Annotated in this window: 16 protein-coding genes, 1 tRNA gene and 1 pseudogene; 8 read left to right on the top strand and 10 right to left on the bottom strand. The window is 70.5% G+C overall.

What is annotated here, in order from left to right; translation table 11 throughout:
• Positions 1-33 precede the first annotated feature (33 nt).
• Positions 34-1,686, bottom strand: coding sequence for a hypothetical protein (locus ACFYP0_RS28445; RefSeq protein ID WP_386998180.1), 1,653 nt, complete (start codon positions 1,684-1,686; stop codon positions 34-36).
• Positions 1,687-1,952: 266 nt separating this feature from the next.
• Here ACFYP0_RS28445 and ACFYP0_RS28440 point away from each other — a divergent pair, with 266 nt between their 5' ends.
• A complete protein-coding gene (locus ACFYP0_RS28440; RefSeq protein WP_386998178.1) occupies positions 1,953-2,771 on the top strand; it encodes an NAD(P)-binding domain-containing protein in 819 nt (272 codons plus the stop codon).
• 48 nt (positions 2,772-2,819) lie between these two features.
• Here ACFYP0_RS28440 and ACFYP0_RS28435 read toward each other — a convergent pair whose 3' ends face one another.
• Both ACFYP0_RS28435 and ACFYP0_RS28430 read right to left on the bottom strand, forming a co-directional pair.
• Positions 2,820-4,226 (bottom strand): FAD-dependent oxidoreductase, encoded by a 1,407-nt coding sequence (locus tag ACFYP0_RS28435; protein ID WP_386998176.1) that lies wholly within the window; start codon positions 4,224-4,226, stop codon positions 2,820-2,822.
• Between the two features lie 148 nt (positions 4,227-4,374).
• Positions 4,375-5,712: an MFS transporter gene (locus tag ACFYP0_RS28430; RefSeq protein ID WP_386998174.1), complete on the bottom strand. Its 1,338-nt coding sequence runs from the start codon at positions 5,710-5,712 to the stop codon at positions 4,375-4,377.
• A gap of 352 nt (positions 5,713-6,064) precedes the next feature.
• Between ACFYP0_RS28430 and ACFYP0_RS28425 the strand changes: the two genes are divergently transcribed.
• From ACFYP0_RS28425 to ACFYP0_RS28415, 3 genes and pseudogenes are all read left to right on the top strand, one after another.
• Positions 6,065-6,448: a hypothetical protein gene (locus ACFYP0_RS28425; RefSeq protein WP_386998172.1), complete on the top strand. Its 384-nt coding sequence runs from the start codon at positions 6,065-6,067 to the stop codon at positions 6,446-6,448.
• A 119-nt stretch (positions 6,449-6,567) separates the two neighbouring features.
• Positions 6,568-7,516: pseudogene (locus ACFYP0_RS28420) on the top strand (transcriptional regulator); the annotation flags it as partial.
• Positions 7,513-8,091 (top strand): HD domain-containing protein, encoded by a 579-nt coding sequence (locus ACFYP0_RS28415; protein WP_355495062.1) that lies wholly within the window; start codon positions 7,513-7,515, stop codon positions 8,089-8,091. The pseudogene ACFYP0_RS28420 and the gene ACFYP0_RS28415, both read left to right, overlap by 4 nt.
• A 382-nt stretch (positions 8,092-8,473) precedes the next feature.
• Here ACFYP0_RS28415 and ACFYP0_RS28410 read toward each other — a convergent pair whose 3' ends face one another.
• On the bottom strand, positions 8,474-9,349 hold the full coding sequence (locus tag ACFYP0_RS28410; RefSeq protein WP_355495065.1) for a sigma-70 family RNA polymerase sigma factor: 876 nt from the start codon (positions 9,347-9,349) through the stop codon (positions 8,474-8,476).
• A gap of 87 nt (positions 9,350-9,436) precedes the next feature.
• Here ACFYP0_RS28410 and ACFYP0_RS28405 point away from each other — a divergent pair, with 87 nt between their 5' ends.
• Complete coding sequence (locus ACFYP0_RS28405; RefSeq protein ID WP_355495067.1) at positions 9,437-9,895, top strand: carboxymuconolactone decarboxylase family protein; 459 nt, start codon at positions 9,437-9,439, stop codon at positions 9,893-9,895.
• 731 nt (positions 9,896-10,626) lie between these two features.
• On the opposite strand, the gene ACFYP0_RS28400 is transcribed toward ACFYP0_RS28405, so the two are convergent.
• Together ACFYP0_RS28400 and ACFYP0_RS28395 are read right to left on the bottom strand one after the other, a co-directional pair.
• Positions 10,627-10,698: transfer RNA gene (locus tag ACFYP0_RS28400), tRNA-Val, on the bottom strand.
• A 50-nt stretch (positions 10,699-10,748) separates the two neighbouring features.
• On the bottom strand, positions 10,749-11,366 hold the full coding sequence (locus ACFYP0_RS28395; RefSeq protein WP_386998288.1) for a PGPGW domain-containing protein: 618 nt from the start codon (positions 11,364-11,366) through the stop codon (positions 10,749-10,751).
• Between the two features lie 294 nt (positions 11,367-11,660).
• Here ACFYP0_RS28395 and ACFYP0_RS28390 point away from each other — a divergent pair, with 294 nt between their 5' ends.
• Complete coding sequence (locus tag ACFYP0_RS28390; RefSeq protein ID WP_007457244.1) at positions 11,661-12,092, top strand: SsgA family sporulation/cell division regulator; 432 nt, start codon at positions 11,661-11,663, stop codon at positions 12,090-12,092.
• A gap of 114 nt (positions 12,093-12,206) precedes the next feature.
• Here ACFYP0_RS28390 and ACFYP0_RS28385 read toward each other — a convergent pair whose 3' ends face one another.
• Positions 12,207-12,983, bottom strand: coding sequence for a glucose 1-dehydrogenase (locus tag ACFYP0_RS28385; protein WP_355495072.1), 777 nt, complete (start codon positions 12,981-12,983; stop codon positions 12,207-12,209).
• Between the two features lie 202 nt (positions 12,984-13,185).
• Here ACFYP0_RS28385 and ACFYP0_RS28380 point away from each other — a divergent pair, with 202 nt between their 5' ends.
• Both ACFYP0_RS28380 and ACFYP0_RS28375 read left to right on the top strand, forming a co-directional pair.
• Positions 13,186-14,178, top strand: coding sequence for a helix-turn-helix transcriptional regulator (locus ACFYP0_RS28380; RefSeq protein WP_355495074.1), 993 nt, complete (start codon positions 13,186-13,188; stop codon positions 14,176-14,178).
• Between the two features lie 7 nt (positions 14,179-14,185).
• Positions 14,186-14,641 (top strand): RrF2 family transcriptional regulator, encoded by a 456-nt coding sequence (locus ACFYP0_RS28375; RefSeq protein WP_030333674.1) that lies wholly within the window; start codon positions 14,186-14,188, stop codon positions 14,639-14,641.
• A gap of 22 nt (positions 14,642-14,663) precedes the next feature.
• Here ACFYP0_RS28375 and ACFYP0_RS28370 read toward each other — a convergent pair whose 3' ends face one another.
• The 3 genes from ACFYP0_RS28370 to ACFYP0_RS28360 all read right to left on the bottom strand — a co-directional run bounded on the left by ACFYP0_RS28370 (position 14,664) and on the right by ACFYP0_RS28360 (position 17,340).
• On the bottom strand, positions 14,664-15,629 hold the full coding sequence (locus ACFYP0_RS28370; RefSeq protein WP_386998168.1) for an acetylxylan esterase: 966 nt from the start codon (positions 15,627-15,629) through the stop codon (positions 14,664-14,666).
• A gap of 86 nt (positions 15,630-15,715) precedes the next feature.
• Complete coding sequence (locus tag ACFYP0_RS28365) at positions 15,716-16,396, bottom strand: N-acetylmannosamine-6-phosphate 2-epimerase (protein ID WP_124859004.1); 681 nt, start codon at positions 16,394-16,396, stop codon at positions 15,716-15,718.
• Positions 16,393-17,340 carry an ROK family protein gene (locus tag ACFYP0_RS28360; protein WP_124859006.1) on the bottom strand — a complete coding sequence of 316 codons (948 nt, stop codon included), beginning with the start codon at positions 17,338-17,340 and terminating at the stop codon, positions 16,393-16,395. Before ACFYP0_RS28360 ends, ACFYP0_RS28365 begins: the two co-directional genes overlap by 4 nt.
• Between the last annotated feature and the right edge of the window lie 2 nt (positions 17,341-17,342).

Below are 17,342 nucleotides of genomic sequence, written 5' to 3'. Positions count from 1 at the left end.
GCTCGGCCGACCGCCCCCACCTCGAGGCGGTCCTCAGCTCAGGGTGAGCGTGAGGGTCGCGGCGTAGGTACCGGCGAGCTGGTTCGCCGGCACGGAGAGGGTCAGCCCGGCTGAGGCGTCGAAGCTGCCGCCCGTACCGGTGGCACTGGTCGGTGCGGAGCAGAGCGTCGCCGCGTCGACCGTGCCCGGGGTACCGGCCACCGCGGTGACCGCGTTGGTCGCGCCGGCGGTGTCGACGCAGGCCGGTGTCCAGGACAGGTTGCTCTTGGCGATGGTTCCGCCCGGGGTGCCGGTGAAGTCGGTGACCGTGCCGACGAGGCTCCACCCGAAGGTGCTGCCCCGGTGGTCGGTCACCGTGACGGTCGACAGGTCGCCCGTCGCCGTCTGCACGCTGCCGCCGACGGTGACGCCGGAGAACGGGATGTTGCCGGTGCCGGGGGCGCGAGCCATCGACAGGTTTCCGGCGGTCACGGTCTCCGACAGGTTGTACGACAGGGTGCAGTTGCCGGTCGTGGCCGAGCCGGTCTTGGCGGTGCACGAGTCAGCCGACCCGGTCCACGCGGAGATTGCGAACAGGGCGCCGGACTGCGCGCCGACGTACGCGGTGGTGCTGTCCGTGACGGTGAAGGTGGCGTTGATCCCACCGGTGGCGCCGGCCGTGGCCGTCGTTGCCGGGTCGCTCGTCGCGGGCGGCGGCGGGGCGCCGGTGAGCGCCTTGTAACCGCCGATCGTGACGGTGCTGCCCGGGTTCCAGTTGGTGCCGGTGACCGTCACCACGGTGCCGGAGCCGCCACCGCTGGGGGTGATCGCGATGCCCGGCGAGCCGAGGATCGTGATCGGGACGGAGACCGTGTTGGTCCCGTCCGAGACCGCCACGGTACGTGCTCCCGTGGTGGCACCGCTGGGCACCGTGAGCGTGCCGGTGCCGGCGCCGGCGGCGTCGGTCGTGCCCGTGCCGGAGCCTTCGGCCGTTCCGGTGCCGTCGGCCGCGCGCAGTGTTGCGGTCAGGGCGGTGGACGGCGCGAGACCGGTCACCGCGTAGTTGATGACGTTGCCGGCCCGGGCAGCCCCGGTCACGGTCTGACCGGTCACCGAGGTGACCGAGACCGTGCCGCCGAAGACGGTGAAGCTCTCCACGATGGAGGTCGGGACCGGTGCTGCCTTGTGGTCCCGGTCGCCGGCGGCGGAGCAGTACGTCTTGGCGATCGGGTTGTTGAGGATCACCCGGTTGACGGTGAGCGTCGCGGCTCCTGTCGCTCCGGCCACATAGGTGCCGGTGGCGGTGATCGGGCCGGTGGGGGTGTTGCCGGGTATCGGACCGGCGGGGTAGTTGGTCTGCTGGAGGGTGACCGGGCCGCTCTGCGAGCCACCCAGCGCCGCCTCCACGACGATCGGCACGTCACCGGGGTTGATCGCGACCGGGCCGTTGTTCGGACCGGCCGCCGCGGTGAAGGTCACCGTCACGGTCTGACCCGGGCTCGGCGTCGCCGGCGTCTGAGTGAGCCCGAACGAGTCGGCCCAGTTCGTCGGCGAGCTGCCGGTACCGGCGTCGTTGAAGTACAGCCGGCATCCCAGGTTGCCCGGGGTGGGGCCGTACGCCTGCGCGGGGGACACGCAGACCGCGGTCGCGGCGGCGGCCAACGCCGCCACGCCCACCGCTGTTGCCGTAGTTCTGAGCAATCCCATTGCGGTCCCGCTCTCCTTCCTGTGGGGAACGGTGCACCCCTGGCTGCTGTTTCGCTAGCGGAAACAACAGTTTCCAAAATTGGATAGGTTCATAAAGGCAGCCGGCCCGCCCTCCTGTCAATAGCCCGACAGGCGATTTGACGCCGGCCGATGTGATCGACTCCGCGCACCACCACAGCGCCGGCGGCGGGTTCGGCGGCACGGCCTTGGCAGGGAGCCCAGGATGGGGCAGAGTGTGGAAACAGCGTTTCCATGAGGAGGTCCAGGTGCGTTACGTGATCATCGGGTGCGGCAACGTCGGCATGGAGCTCGCGCGTCGTTGGGTCTCGGCCGGCCACCAGGTGATCGGCACCACCACCTCCCCCGACCGGGTGCCCGAGCTGGCCCCCGTCTGCACCGAGGTGGCGGTCCTCCGCGGCAGCGACCGTCCGGCCGTCGAGCGGGCCACCCGGGACGCCGACGCGGTCGTGCTCACCGTGAGCCCGCGCATCGCCCGAGCCTTCGACGCCGACCAGCGCATCGCCGAGTACGCCGACACGCTCACCGCGTCCGCGCGCACCGCCGCCGCCGTGCATCCCCGGGTGGTCTTCACCAGCTCGGTGTCGGTCTACGGTGCCGGCCATGGCGCGCTGGTCGACGAGGCCACCCCGGTCACCGACGACCCGGACGCCTCCCCCCGCAACTTCGCCGCCGCCGAGGCCGCCGTGCTGGCCGCCCCGCGCGGCGCCGCGCTGCGGATCCCCGACGTGTACGGGCATCCGCGCGACCTCGACTATCCGACCCGGGTGAAGCTGGCCCACGAGATGCTCGGCGGCAGCGTGCCGTTCTCGGCCGAGGCCCTGCACTACCGCATCGACTACCGCGACGCCGCCGCCGCGCTCGACTTCGTGGTGACCCGCGACCTCACGGGCGTGTTCAACGCGGTGCCGGACGCGGTCGTGCCGCAGACCAACCAGGCCGTCCTCGACGAGCTCTGCGCCGCCGGGGGCTGGCCCGCGCTGACCTACCGGGGTGAGATCAGGACCCCGTTCGTGCCGATCAGCTCCGGCAAGCTGCGCGCGGAGGGCTTCGCCTTCGCGCACTGACTCGGCCCGGAACCTCTGTCCGCTCTGGACTGTCCGGCCGATACCGGCTCAGTCGGCGGTCCCCGCGAGCCGACGCCCGACCAGCCGACCGAAGGCCATGGCCGGCGTCAGGCACATGCCGGAGCAGAACGCGTTGCCATTGACAGCGGCGGAGCCGATCACCTCACCGACGGCGTACAGACCGGGGATCGTCGTGCCGTCCGCACGGCGGACCCGCAGCAGCTCGTCCACGTCCAGGCCGGCGAACGTGATCAGGGTGACCGGATGGTTCTCCAGCGCGTAGAACGGCGGTTCGACGATCGGCGCCGGCAGGTACGTTCTGCCGAAGTCGGCGTCCCGGCCGTCGGCGACGAACCCGTTGTAGCGGGCCACCGTGGCCGACAGCCCCGCCGGGTCGATGCCGGCCAGCCCGGCGAGCTCCGCCAGCCCGGACGCCCGGTGCACGCCGCGGCGCCGGCCGCACTGGGCGTCCAGCTCGGCCGCGCTCCAGCCGTGCACCATCGGGTACGACTCGCGTAGGGCATGGGCGTCGAAGACCGTCCAGAAGGTCATCCGGTCGACCGTGGTCAGCACCCGCTCCTTGTGGTCGATGCTGGGCTCGTCCTCGGCGATCCAGCGACTTCCGGCGCGGTCGACGTAGATCTCCCAGGGCGGCCGCTCCGGCGCCACCAGGTGCGGCCGGTGCGCCCAGTCGACCCGAAGGTCGCCGTCGACCGGGGGCAGCCCACCGAAGGTGGGGATGTAGCAGCCCAGGCCCTGCAGGCCGGCGCCGACCGACCGGCCCATGAGCAGGCCGTCGCCGGTCGAGGTGGGCGACGCCGAGGTGGTCAGCGGCGCGCCCTCCAGCTCGGCGAACAGCTCCGGCGCGTACCCGAATCCGCCGGTGGCGAGCACGACGGCGGGTGCCCGCCACCGCGCGCCGTCGGCGGTGGCCACCCCGACCACCGCGCCGCCCTCGGTCAGCAGCTCGGTGACGTGCGCCTCGCAGCGCAGATCGATGCGGCCGGCGGCCCGATGCGCGTCGAGCATCGGGCGCAGCACGGCCAGAATGGCCGGACCGCCGGGGACGGTGGTGGCGTGGACGGTCCGCGGCGTGCGGTACGGCTCGTGCCCGTACACGATGCGGGGCGTACCCGGGTCGACGGTGAGCCCGGCGGCGAGCAGCCACTCCAGCACCGCCGGCTGTTCGCGCAGCGTCAGCCGGGTCAGGTCGGCCCGCGCGGCGCCCCGGCTGATCCGCCAGACGTCGTCGAAGTGCCGCTCGGGGTCGTCGCTGATGCCCCGCTCGTGCTGCAGCGAGAAGCCGCCGGCGGACAGGTGCCCGCCCGAGTACGGCAGGGCACCCCCGACGTCCGGCGCCTTCTCCAACAGCAGCACGGTGCCGCCCGCGTCGGCGGCGGCGATGGCACAGGCCAGGCCACCCGGCCCGGCGCCCACAACGATCGTGGTCGGCACACCCACCTCCGGCACTCCCGTTGCGTTTCCGTGGAAGTGACAGTGTTTCCATAAAGTCGGACGTCGTCAAACGTCCTGGGCGAGCCGTTCGGCAGTGAACGTTCGGCCCCGCGATTGTGCCGAGCACCGCTGGGTGCGGCTGGGGTTTTCAGTCCACCGGGTGGTTGGGGATCCTCGATCGGACGGCCAGGCCGTACAGGCAGGCCAGCCCGGCCAGGATGCCGAACAGGACGAACGGACCGGCGGGACGCCAGTTGTCGTACAGGGTGCCACCGGCGGCGAACGCGATCATGATGCCGATGCCGCCGCTGAGCGCGAACGTTCCGATGACCGAGCCCCGGGTACGGCTGGGAGCCTGTTCGGCGATCAGCACCTGACTGGAGATGACGGCGCTGACCTGGCCGAGCCCGATCAGCGCGGCGACGGCGTAGCCGAGCGGGCTGAACGGGTCCCCGACGAAGATCGTGGCGGTGTAGCCGAGGGCGGCGGTCCCCAGGGAGATCAGCACCGCGTCGGTGCGGGACAGCCGGTCGGCGATGATGCCGATGGCCGGTGCCCCGATCAGCGCGATGCCGTTGGCCACTCCCAGCAACAGACCTGCCTTGGCCAGCGCCTCGGCCTCGCTGAGCCCTAGTTGCTGGGTGCCGTACTGCTGTGCCCAGAGGGTGAGGTAGGCGCCGACGAGCGCCAGGTCAGCTCGGGCGACGAAGGCGCTGAGGTAGGCGAAGGAGACGCCGGGGCGCCGGATCTCGGCGACGCCCTCGCGCAGCAGCCTGGGGATCGGGATGTGCTCGGAGTGCGTTGTCGCCAGCCCGCCCCGGAGGGTGAGCCCCATCAGGATCGCGGTGAGCAGGGCCAGCCCGCCGACGATGAGGTAGGTCGCCCGCAGCGCGGCGATCGTGTCCATCCCGCCGCCCTCGAAGATGTCGGGCAGTTTGATCAGCACGAAGAACGTGACGAGCGCGCCGAGACCGTTGCAGAAGCCGACGATGCCGTTGGCCCTGCCGCGGGTGGTGTCCCGGACGTAGTCGGCGACCACGGCCGTGAGCATCACGGTGACCATCGCCACGCCGACGGCAGCGACACCCCGGGCCAGGTAGTAGGGCACGACCGAGCCGAGGAACGGTGCCATGCCGACGCCGAGGCCAAGCAGAACGTAGCCGCCGACCACGATCGGGCGTCGTCCGAGGCGGTCGGACCAGGCACCGGCCAGGCCGACCGCCGCGATCAGGACGATTTCGCTGATCAGCCCAGCGGTGCCAACGATCGAACCCTGCTCCCCCTTGGGCACACCCAGGATGGAGGTGAGTAGTGCCGTCTGCGCGGCCGGGATGAACGTGAACGTCATGATCGACGTCAGCGCCAGCCAGTAGTACCCGCTGATGTTGGTCCGGGTCGTGCCCGGTGAGAGCTGGAGCGGGCCGAACGTGGTGGTCTGCTCGCCGGCCTCCGGCGCGGCGGCAATGTCTTCCTGGCTGCGATGCACGCTGGTCCCCCTGCCCTGTGATGGCACAAATGGAAACGCTGTTTCCACACACTAGCGGGTCAGGGCCCGGACGTGATGGCGTCAGTGCGGGCCATTTCTCGCCGCCCGGTCCCGGTCCGGTGCCGTCGACCCGTCCCCGGTTGCACACCGGCGGGCTCAGGAGGCCGACGACGCCGCAGGCGTGTGCGAACGGAAAAGGCCGGAGGCGGTTACATCGCCACCGACACCCTCCGGCTGCTGGTCACGGTCTGAGTCCTGACAGGACCGTGACAAGGGCGGCACTGCTCGCCGCGGTGGCGGCCACCCCGAGCCGGTACGTGTCCGCCGACCAGGGCTTCGTTAACCTCCGAGCGTGCGGTATCTCAGCAGGTCGTTCCTCCTTGGCGCGCTGCACCGCAAGAAGGAGGTCGAGCAGTTCCTCGGACCCGTCGTGATTGCGGGCGTCGCGGGCATCCGCTGGGTGTCCATCTGGCCCTGGCAAGAGGGCTACAACGTGTCCATCCATGACGTGCAGGACCTGGACGACGACAACCGCCGGGACCTGACGGTGTTCCCCTCGCTGGACCCGGACGGCGAGGACTACCCAGGGCCCGGCCGCATGATCGGTCACGTTGAAGACCCGGCCCAAGCGTTGGAATTAGCAGAGCGTGCGACCGGGGCGTCCCCGGATCGCTGGGTCAACCGCGGGGTTGCCGGGGAGGACTACGCGGACTTCGTGCGAGCCAGGAACTCCTGATTCGGACGTTGAAGCGGACCTTGGAGCCCTAACCTCCCCACCAGCACAGCCAACGGCGGGTGCCTGTTCAAGAGGCGTATCGGGCTTTCACTGTTGCTCGCTGTTTGATGACGTTTCACGGGCAGGCGATCGCCGTCCGACGCCGGCTCGGACGGCTCGGCGCGAACACCCATCCTGCTCGCAGCACTTGACGACGCCGCCGAAGCGGACCTCATCCTCGCCGCCGTCCTCGACGAACATGTGGGCCGCTCTGACATCGCCGAACAGCCGCTGGGCTGGTCCGTACTCACCCACCGTCTGACCGACTTGATCCTCTGGGCCGTCCTCGGGCAGACACCGACCATCGCCAGAGGGCTACCTACCGCCCATCCCCGGCGCGGTCCAGTCGCGTCCGGGCCAACTCTGCCCGTCGACGAGCAACGAGCGTTCTTCACTCACCTTCACGTGCTCGCCGATCGCGCCGCAGCCGGACGGCATCGGAAGGTGCTGCTGCACCGGCAAGCCTGCTTCCTTGCCGGCATGGACCCCAAGGCAGCAGCAGGTTGGCTGACCCAGACCACCGCCCGAGCACACCGCACGACCACCTTTCGCACCTGGTCACCGCTGTGGCCCGACGCCCGCTCCGTCGTCACGTCCCTCGCCAACCAGGGCGACCCGGAACCGTTACGGGACTTCATCGCTCGCGCACACCCCGACGACGCCTGCGAGCGAGCAGCCCTCAACTACTCGGCCTACTGGGTGGGCGAGATCCCGTACCGCCACCGCGACGACTCCTTCATGCCCGAAGCGCTCGCCGACTGGCACGGCTCAATCCTTCTTCGGCACCTGGTCCATCGCCTCGATCCAGAGCATCCGTTCGCCGACCTCAACATCCACAACGTCTGGGCTCTGCTGGCCGCACGCCGCGGTCTCGCTCTCGACAACCCCGCCGCGACTCGGGCGCTCCTCGACCGCAGTGTCCCGCTCCTGGACAGTGACCGGATCTCCGCGCAGTCGCGGCAGGAACTAACCTCTATCGTCTACAGCCTGCGGGCGGACGGACTCACCGGCACAGGGACGGGCAGATGACCGACGACCACGACGCCGCCGGAGCGATGAACTTCATCTTCGAAGCCGGCGTCCTCAAACGCGCCGCCCGGACCGGCTGGTGGTTCGCCGGCGTCAAGCAACCCGAGTCCATCGCCGAGCACTCCTTCCGAACGGCGCTCATCGGAATGATGCTCGCCGCCATGGAGGGCGCCGACCCAGCCCGAGTTTCGATGCTCTGCACCCTGCACGACACCCAGGAAACCCGAATCACCGACATCCCGCACATCGCCAAGCGCTATCTCACCGCCGTACCCAACACCGCCGTCACCGCCGACCAGGTCGCCGCCTGTCCCCCAGCCGTCGCCGAAGTCATCACCGGGGCAGTCGCCGAATACGAAGCTGGCGAGACGCTGGAAGCTGTCGTCGCCCGCGACGCAGACAAGCTGGAATGCCTCGTCCAAGCCGTCGAATACCGCCACCAAGGCATCGACAACGTGCAGCGCTGGATCGACAGCTCACGATCCGCTCTGAAGACCGCCAGCGCCCACCTCCTTGCCGATGCCGCCCTCAGCGGACAACCCCTGGCCTGGCTCACTCCCCCGCCGCAGGAGTGAGCGCCCAACACTTGGCGTTGTATTGATCTCGGCGATGGGCGCAGTCGATCAAACTGGACGATACGCCCCGTGAACTGGGCGTGAAGAAGTCATAGACGGTCACCGGTGGTCACTGCTAGTGCACCTCAGACGGCCTGGAGACGGCCTGATCTTGACGCCATCTCCAAGGGCTCCGCTCTCCGCCGAGGAATGCGGAGGCGAGCTGCCGGCTCTTGCCACCTCGATGCCTGACGTCTCGCTCACAAGTCCTGTGCACGTCTATCCGGTTGCTCACGCGCGTTACCGTGTCCCGTGATCGCACAGGTACAGACGGGCGCGGCGCGGAAACCTAATCGGGCTCTTCACAGTCAAGGGTGTAGGCCCGATGCGGGGCAATGGCGGCTCACACTGGGTCTGGCAGGTCGATGAGCGCGAGCTTCGCTGGGTCGATCACAGCGGTGATCTCGGTGATGTGGCCATCGGCGACGGTGAAGGCGAGCAAGGACAGCGGCGTACCGTTCTCGTTCCAGGAGATAACGCCGGGGCGGCCATTGACGGTCGCTGCGTGTCCTCGTGCAGCACCGCCCCCTACTTGGGCGCGGGTGGCGACATTGGTGGCTCCGAGCGTGACGAACTGGCCGTCCTGGGTGTGGACGGTGAACGTCACGTCGGGGTGGAGAACTTCCAACAGCCGCTCGAACTGGCCCTCGCGGGCCGCGGCCAAGAACGCCTCGACCACCTCACGTTGCTGCTGTCGGTCGCTCGCGGACTGCCTGGCGGCCTGCACCTTCTGGCGGGCGCGGCTGGTGAGCATCTTGGTCGCGTCGGTGGACCTGCCGAGGATGGTGCCGATCTCTCCGTGGGGGACGGCGAACACGTCGTGCAGCACGAACGCCAGGCGCTCGTCGGGGCGCAGCGAGTCCAGGACCGTCATCAGCGCCAGGCCCACCGAGTCGCCCAGCGCCACAAGCTCTTCCGCAGCCGGACCATCGTCAAGCGTCACGGCGAATTCGGGCAGATGGTCGTCGAGTGGGACTGTCGGGCGCGTGCGGCCCGAGCGTAGGAGATCAAGGCTGATGCGGCCGACCACGGTGGTCAGCCAGCCGCCGAGGTTGTGGATGGTGTCGGTGTCTTGGCGGGAGAGACGCAGCCACGCCTCCTGGACCGCGTCGTCGGCGTCGGCGTGCGAGCCGAGCACGCGGTAGGCGACAGCTGTAAGCCGGCCGCGGTGCGCCTCGAAGGCCTCGGCGATCGGGTCGGCGGGATGGGTGCCGGACATGGTGTTACCTCCCTGGAAGCTGCTCCGTCATAGGGGTGACGGGCACCAGCCCCGCGAGGTAACCCCGACCAAGGAGAGCATCCTGCCATGCAGAACCGACTGAAGAACAAGGACACCAACAACCCCGACGTGTGGAAGGCGGTCGGGCACCTGCAGAAGGCGATCTCCGCCGGGGGCGTCGACCCGAAGCTGCTCGCGCTGGTCCATCTGCGCGCCAGTCAGATCAACAGCTGCTCGGCGTGCGTCTACGCCAGTGTCGCCGGTGGGAAGAAGGCCGGTGATACCGACGAGCGGCTACACAACGTAGCGGCGTGGCGTGAGGCGCCGTTCTACACCGATGCGGAGCGCGCGGCACTGGCGCTGGCCGAGGCCGCCACCCGGCTGCAGGACGGCGCGCAGGGAGTCACCGACGAGATCTGGGAAGAGGTAACCACCCATTTCACTGACGAGCAGATCGGCGCGATCAACCTGGAGATCGCACTGACCAACTTCTTCAACCGGATCAACCGCACCATCAAGGAACCGGCCGGCCAGACCTGGGGCTGAGCCCCGGCGACCGGGCCCGTCGAAGGATCCCAGCGATCCCTCGACGGGCCTCCTTCGCTCCCCGACGCGCGGTTTAGGAGACCGATGCTCTAGCCCTCAGCGCAGGACGATCATCATTCGCAAACACGGGCCGACCAATCAGGGTGCATCCACTTACCCGCTCCGGCCGCGGACCCACGATGCGAACACCGGCCGACACGATCTACGCCTGCGGCCTGGACCGCAACTTCCGTCTAACGGTCGCACCCGGTGGCTCACCTCCGTTCCAGACACCATGGACGGTTCACGCTGTGGCGCTCTCACTCTGCGTCGTCATCATCGAACGCACAGCACATCGAGGAGGTGATGACCACGATGCACAATGCGATTCAGCGGGTGTCCCGGCGATCAGCCAGAGCGGGCCAGCCCTGGTTCGCCATACCTTGCGCCGAGCCCGTCTCGGACCTTCGACCGGCCGATTCAGGTACCACCGCGCCGCCAGGGCGCCGCAGATCGCCTGGCTGCAGGGCAGCCACGAGGCTGCTGTTGTCGGAGCCCTCATGAGGCTGCCGGAGCTTGCATCTGAACGGTGGCGGTCGAACGATCGGGGCATCGGACTGCCCTGTAGCCGCCGGCAGGACTACCCACCCAGAGCCGCTGCTCCCAATCTGCTCCCATTGTAAGCAGCACATACAGCAAAGCCCGTTACCGACGACTCCGGCAACGGGCTTCTGACCTGCACAAACTGAGAGTGGGCGATGCTGGTATCGAACCAGCGACCTCTTCGGTGTGAACGAAGCGCTCTCCCACTGAGCTAATCGCCCTCAGCGCCACTGACTCTACCCGATCGTGGAACCGGACCGGAAATCCGGGGTCAGTGCGTTGCGAGGTAGTGCATCGCCTCGGCCAGCACGTCGATGCCGAGGCTGTACTTGAGGGACAGCCAGACCACCGCGCCCACAAAGAGCAGGCCGACGGAGCCGAGCACGACTCGCACCAGCAGCGACTGTCTCGTCACCCAGCGTGTCCACGCGTAGACGTGGCGGCGGGTGAAGCCGAGCAGCCGACGCGCCCAGTGGTATTCGACGGCCCAGATGCCCAGGCCGCCGATCACCAGCAGCCAGCCGGGCCCGGGAAGCGGGATGAGGGCGATGCCGATGGTCACCACCAGCGCCCCGGCGATCGCGATGAAGATCTTGAGTGCGATCCGGCCGGTGGGGTTGGCGCGGATGAGGTCGAGGGTCAGCGAGATCCGCTCACGCCAGCGGGGCCGACGCGGCCGTTCCTGCACGGCAACTCCGCCGCCACCACCGGCACCGGCGCCGCTACCAGCATCGGTGCCACCACCACCGGTGCCATCGCCGCCGGGACGACCGGCGTCGGACGCCGGCCGACCGGCCCGTTCGGGCTGCTCCATCGGCACTCCGTACCCCCGCTTTTCGGCTGCTCGGACCGCGACTTTCGGCGGGCCGGGCGCCGCCGCCGGATCCACTGAGGATTGCTTCGTCACCATTTCACCCCCCAGTGTCGCTCGGGCCCGTCACTGCAACGGCCGACTGGACGTTACCGGAGTAAGTCGACGACTGAGCCACCCGATACCGGGCGGGATCCCGCACTGGGCAGAACCGGAAATCCTACATGAATGCTCACATTCACGCGGCATTTCCGTCCCCCTTCCCACCACTGGGTGAAGTCAGCGTATGGCGGAGCGTAGCCAGGAGTAGCACCTGAGTATGGGAAAAGCGGGACACGCGCGTTCCGCAGCGGTGCCGGGGGGAGAACGTCCATGAGTGTCATCCGACCGACGACCGTAGAGGTCGAGACGTCGCTAAGGCTCGTCGCACCTGACGCCACCGCCTTGCCGGTGCGTGCCAGTCTGCGTTACGACCCTGCTGACCCGTATGCGGTCCATGTCCTGTTCCATGCCGAATCGGCAGGGGGCGAGGCGGTGAGTTGGTCGTTCGCTCGCGAACTTCTGGTCACCGGCCTGGACGAGCCGGCCGGCATCGGGGATGTGCGGGTCTGGCCCTGGGCCACACCGCGCGGCGACTTCGTCGCGCTGGCCCTCTCGTCACCGGACGGCAACGCCCTCTTCGAGGTGCCGCGCAGCGTCCTGGTGCGTTTCCTTCGACGGACCTACGTCGTCGTCCCGCGCGGTCGTGAGGCCGAGCACCTGGACGTCGACACGGCGGTGAACCGGCTGCTCGCCGGTCGCTGACCGCCCGAACGGGCAACACCGGCCACACCGGGGCCGCGCGGATCTGCCGAGTCCGCGCGGCCCCGGCACACACCCGAGGTGTACGCGGACAGTGCGCCCCGGGTCGGCCGGTGCTCAGCCGTGCGTGGTGATGCCGCCGTCGACGGGGATGACCGCCCCGGTGAGGTACGCGCCGGCGCGCGACGAGAGGTAGATGGCCGTGCCGGCCATGTCCTCGGGGCGCCCGATGCGGCCCAGCGGCACCTGCTGCTCGATGGCGGCCCGGCTCGCCGGGTCGTCGAGCGCGAACGCCATCATCTTGCTCTCGAACGGGCCGGGCGCGATCGCGTTGACGGTGATCTGCTCACCGGCGAGTTGGTGGGCGAGGCTGCGGGTGAGCATGTGCACGGCCGCCTTGGTGGCCGAGTACGCGTACACCTCCATCATCGGCACCCGGATGCCGTCGATCGACCCGATGTTGATCACGCGGGCCGGGTCGTCGGCGCTGGCGGCGGCGCGCAGCGCCGGAAGCAGCGCGGTGGTGAGCCGGAAGACGGCCTTGACGTTGACCGCCCAGAGCTTGTCGAACGCGGCCCCGGGGTAGTCCTCCAGCGGTGCGCCCCAGGTCGCGCCGGCGTTGTTGACCAGCACGTCGAGGCGGCCGAAGCGCTCGCGCACGGCGGCGGCCAGCGTCTCGGCGCCGGCGTCGTCGCCGAGGTCGGCGGGGATGGCCTCGCAGCGGCCCTCGGCGGACAGGGTGGTGGCGACCGCCTCGCAGACGTCCGCCTTGCGCGACGAAATGATCACGTGTGCGCCCGCCCGGACGAAGCCCTGGGCGATCATCAGCCCGATCCCCCGCGAACCGCCGGTGACCAGGACCGTCTTACCTTCGACCGAAAACAGCTGCGTCATGCCCATCCCATCGCGAGTCGGCGGGGGCCGTCGGCCGGTCGGGTGGCCGGCGAATGCCGGGCGGACCGCGGACCGACGGCGCTACCGCCGGGTAACGTAGCCCGGCCGCCGGGAGCGGGACAAGCCCGCGGCTTGCCGCGGATTCCGCTACGAACGTCGATCGGGATGCGGTGACCTGCGGTTCGGGCTACCGTCGCAGGCGATGGTCTCCACCGATCCCTCCCCCGCGCCATCGATCGGAACGGCGTCTCCCGTCACCGACGAGATAGCCACGTTCGCGCTGGCCGACCTTGCCGGTGCCCCGGGCTGGCGTCGGCCGGTGATCGTCGAGCGGGAGCTGTTGATTCTCACCACGCGCAGGCACGGCGACGCGGAGCTCGACTTTCATCTGCTGCCGTGCCGGCCCGGCACACTGCTTCGGGTCCACCCCGGCCAGGTGCTGCGCTGCGCCGGCCCCCAGTTCGACGCCACCGTGGTCGCCTGGCATCCAGAGACGCTGCGCGACTTCGACGTCGACCTGACCACGACCGCGACCTGGCGGCAGTTGGCCGGTGAGGACGAGGACGCGGTGATCAGCGAGGTGAGCCAGTTGGCGGTGGACTGTCGGCGGCACCCCGACGGCCCCACCGCCCGCGCGCTGCTCCGGCATCAACTGGCCGTGCTGCTGCTGCGGCTGGCCGTGGCCCACGACGACCGGTCGCCGTCCCGACCCGAGGACGAGACGTTCCACCGGTTCCGCCGCGAGGTGGAGCACAGCTACCCGCACACCCGGCGGGTGGAGGACTACGCGGCCCAGCTCGGCTGCTCGGTGCGGACCCTGACCCGGGCCTGCCTGGCCGTCACCGGTCGCAGCGCCAAACAGGTCATCGACGAGCGGGTCGCCTTGCAGGCCAGCCGGCTACTGGCCGCGACAGACCAGCCGATCGCCCAGATCGGCCGGCAGCTCGGCTTCTCCGAACCCACCAACTTCGGCCGCTTCTTCACCCGCGAGGTCGGGGTCAGCCCCGGCGCGTTCCGGGCCACCCGTGATCAACCGGTTGCCGGCCGGGTGGTCCGACCTCGACCGCCGGCCGAGTCGACCGGCGTCAACGGCGGCTGGTTCCGCCCCGGCACCCCGGGCGAACCCGCCAACGGCGGGCACGCCACGAGGTCCGGGCCGCCCGCCGGAGGGCCGGGCGGCACCGGGCGGGCATGATGGCAGGGTGCAGATCTCCGCGCGCGGCGACTACGCGGTACGGGCGGCGTTGAGCCTCGCCACCGCGTACCCCTCGCTGCTGTCCACCCAGGCCATCGCCGCGGAGCAGGACATGCCCCGCAAGTTCCTGGAGGCGGTCCTGGCGGATCTGCGCCGGGCCGGCATCGTCCGCGCCCAACGCGGCGCCGAGGGCGGCTACACCCTCGCGCGCCCACCACGCGAGGTGACCGTCGGCGCGGTGCTGCGCGCCGTCGAGGGCCCACTCGCCGGGGTACGCGGGCTGCGCCCCGAGGAAACCCGGTACGAGGGCTCGGCGGAGAACCTGCCCGGCCTGTGGGTGGCCGTGCGCGCCGCCGTGCGGCGGGTCGTCGACGAGGTGAGCCTCGCCGAGATCGTCAGTGGTCGACTGCCCGCGCACGTCCGCAAGCTCACCGCGCTGCCCGACGCGTGGGAGCCGCGCTGACGCCAGCCAGTGGGTGCTGTCCTCAGCGGCCGAAGAGCTTGCGCAGCCAGGCGAGTTGTTCGAGCTGCTGGTGCGCCTCGCCACCTTCGTGGTCGTTGAACTCGTACACGCGCACCTCCTTGTCGCCCCCGTAGCGGTGGTAGGCGGCGAAGCAGGTCGAGGGCGGGCAGATCTGGTCCATCATCGCGATGGAGAACAGCGCGGGCGCGGTCGCCCCGGATGCGAGCACGGCGGCGTCGACGTACGACAACGTACGGAACACGTGACTGCTCTGGTCACGGTGGAGCGCGAGATACTCGGCGACCTCGCCGTAGGGGCCTTCGGTGGCGACCCGGACGGCGCGCGGGAAGTCACACAGGAAGGGCACGTCGGGCATGGCCGCCGCCACGCCCGGGAACAGCGCGGCCACCGCCAGTGACAAGCCGCCTCCCTGGCTGATGCCGGTGACGACGACCCGGTCGGGGTCGACGGCGGGATGTTCCTGTGCAGCCTGGGCGAACCGGACCGCGTCGATGATCAGCCTGCGGTAGTAGAAGTCCTCCGGGCTGGTGACGCCGCGAGTGAGGAAACCCGGAACGGTGCCTGCTGGGTACCGGTGCGCATCGGCGGTGCTCCCGGGCGCGGCACTCCAGCCCTGACCCCGGGTGTCCATGATGAGATGCGCGAAGCCCGCCGAGGCCCAGAAGAGTTTCTCGTGCGGCAGCCCACGGCCTCGGCCGTACCCGAGGTACTCGACCACGCACGCCAACGGCTCGGTGGCATTCGCCGGCAGGTGCAGCCAGCCGTGCACCGGCTCGCCGCCGTAGCCGGGGACGGTGACCGAGAAGGTGTGGATCTGGGTGAGGCCGGTGTCGACGGGCTCGTACGTCGCCGCTGCGGCACTGGCAGCACCCAGCGTCCGCCCCCAGAAGGCGTCCAGGTCCTCCGGAACACTGAGGTCGGGTCGGTACGCCCAGCACTCGGCGAGGGTGAGATCGGTCAACGCCACAGCATGGCCTCCGCGACAGCAGGATTGTCAGTTGGTGCGGGGTGCCGCCCGGCTGTCCGTGCGGGACCGCCGGGCGGCGGGGTGCGCTACCGGGCGTCAGCCATCGCCGACGTGAACCAGCCGGTGATGGTGGTGGGGTGGGTGATGGCCGTGCCCACCACCACCGTCCACGCCCCGGCCCGCAGCGCCTGCGCCGCGTGGGCCGGTGTGTGGATCCGGCCCTCCGCGACCACCGGCACGTCGATCGCCGTGGAGAGCCGGGCGACCAGGTCCAGGTCGGGTCCGGGCTGCTTGCTGGTGTACGCGGTGTAACCGGACAGGGTGGTGCCGACCAGGTCAGCGCCCGCCGCGGCGGCGGCGATCCCCTCGGCGAGGGTGGAGCAGTCCGCCATCACCAGAGCCCCGGTCAGCTCGTGGACGGCCGTGATGGTGTCGCGGAGGGTTCGGCAGTCCGGCCGGGGCCGCGCGGTGCCGTCGAGGGCGACGACGTGCGCGCCGGCCCGAGCCACCGACAGCGCGTGCTCCAGCGTGGGGGTGATGAAGACGTCGTCGTCCCCGTCCTTCCACAGCCCGATCAGCGGCAGGTCGACCGCCTGCCGGATAGCCGCAATGTCGGCCAGACCCTGGGCGCGGATGCCGGCGGCACCGCCCTGGGCGGCGGCGAGGGCCACCCGGCGCATCGTGTCCGGGCTGCGCATCGGCTCACCGGGGTACGCCTGGCAGGAGACGACAAGGCGGTGGCGGAGCTGCTCGATCAGCTTGTTCATGCGGTGCCCTCCCAGGCGAGTGCTGCGGCGCCGAGAAGCGGGGCGTCCGATCCGAGGGTCGAGGCCAGCACCGGCACGTCGTCCAGGCTGGGCAGTGTCTCCCGCCGCACGGCGCCCCGGAGTGCCTGCCACCAGGTGTCGCCGAGACCGGCGACACCACCGCCGATGACGACGACAGCGGGGTCAAGCATGTTGACCAGCCCGCCGACCGCCGAGCCGACGGCGGCCCCGCCCAGCAGGACCACCTCCCGGGCTGTGGCGTCACCGTCCGCCGCGCGGGCAGCCACCGTGCGCAGGTCGCCGACCGGCTGACCGGTACGCCGCACGTACTCCTCGGTGAGGGCGGGCCCGGAGGCGATCGCCTCCAGGTGCCCCCGCCCGCCGCAGGTGCAGGGCAACTGCCCGGCGTACGGCGAGGGCTGGTGGCCGGCATGGCCGGCCACGGAGTGGGCGCCGGTCAGCACGGTGCCGTCGACGACGAACGAGGCACCGATACCGGTGCCGACCGCGATGAAGAGCATCGTCTGGTGGCCGACCGCCACGCCGTGTCGCGCCTCACCGAGGGCGTGCGCGTGCACGTCGTTGATGGCTGAGACGGGCAGGTCCAGCAGTGCCCGCAGTCGGCCGCTCAGGTCCGTGCCGGCCCAACCGGCCAGGGCGTCGGTGGCCGACAGCACCCGACCCGTCCGGTGGTCGATCACCCCGGCGCTACCGACGCCGAGGGCGCGGATGCGGGTTCCCGTCGCCCTCGCCCGCAGCCGACCGACGAGGTCGGCTGCGGTGTCGATGATGGCGGTCGCCCCGGCCCGGCCGGGGGTGGGGACGGTGATCTGGTCGACGACCTCACCGTCGCGGGTCACGATGGCAGCGGCCGTCTTGGTGCCCCCGATGTCGAGCGCGGCTACCGCCACGTCGACGACCGGAGGCTTGGGTGCCTCGGACATGG

The sequence above is a fragment of the Micromonospora arida genome (genome assembly GCF_042873195.1).
Taxonomy (GTDB): domain Bacteria; phylum Actinomycetota; class Actinomycetes; order Mycobacteriales; family Micromonosporaceae; genus Micromonospora; species Micromonospora arida.
This window is presented reverse-complemented; position numbering and strand designations above follow the sequence as displayed.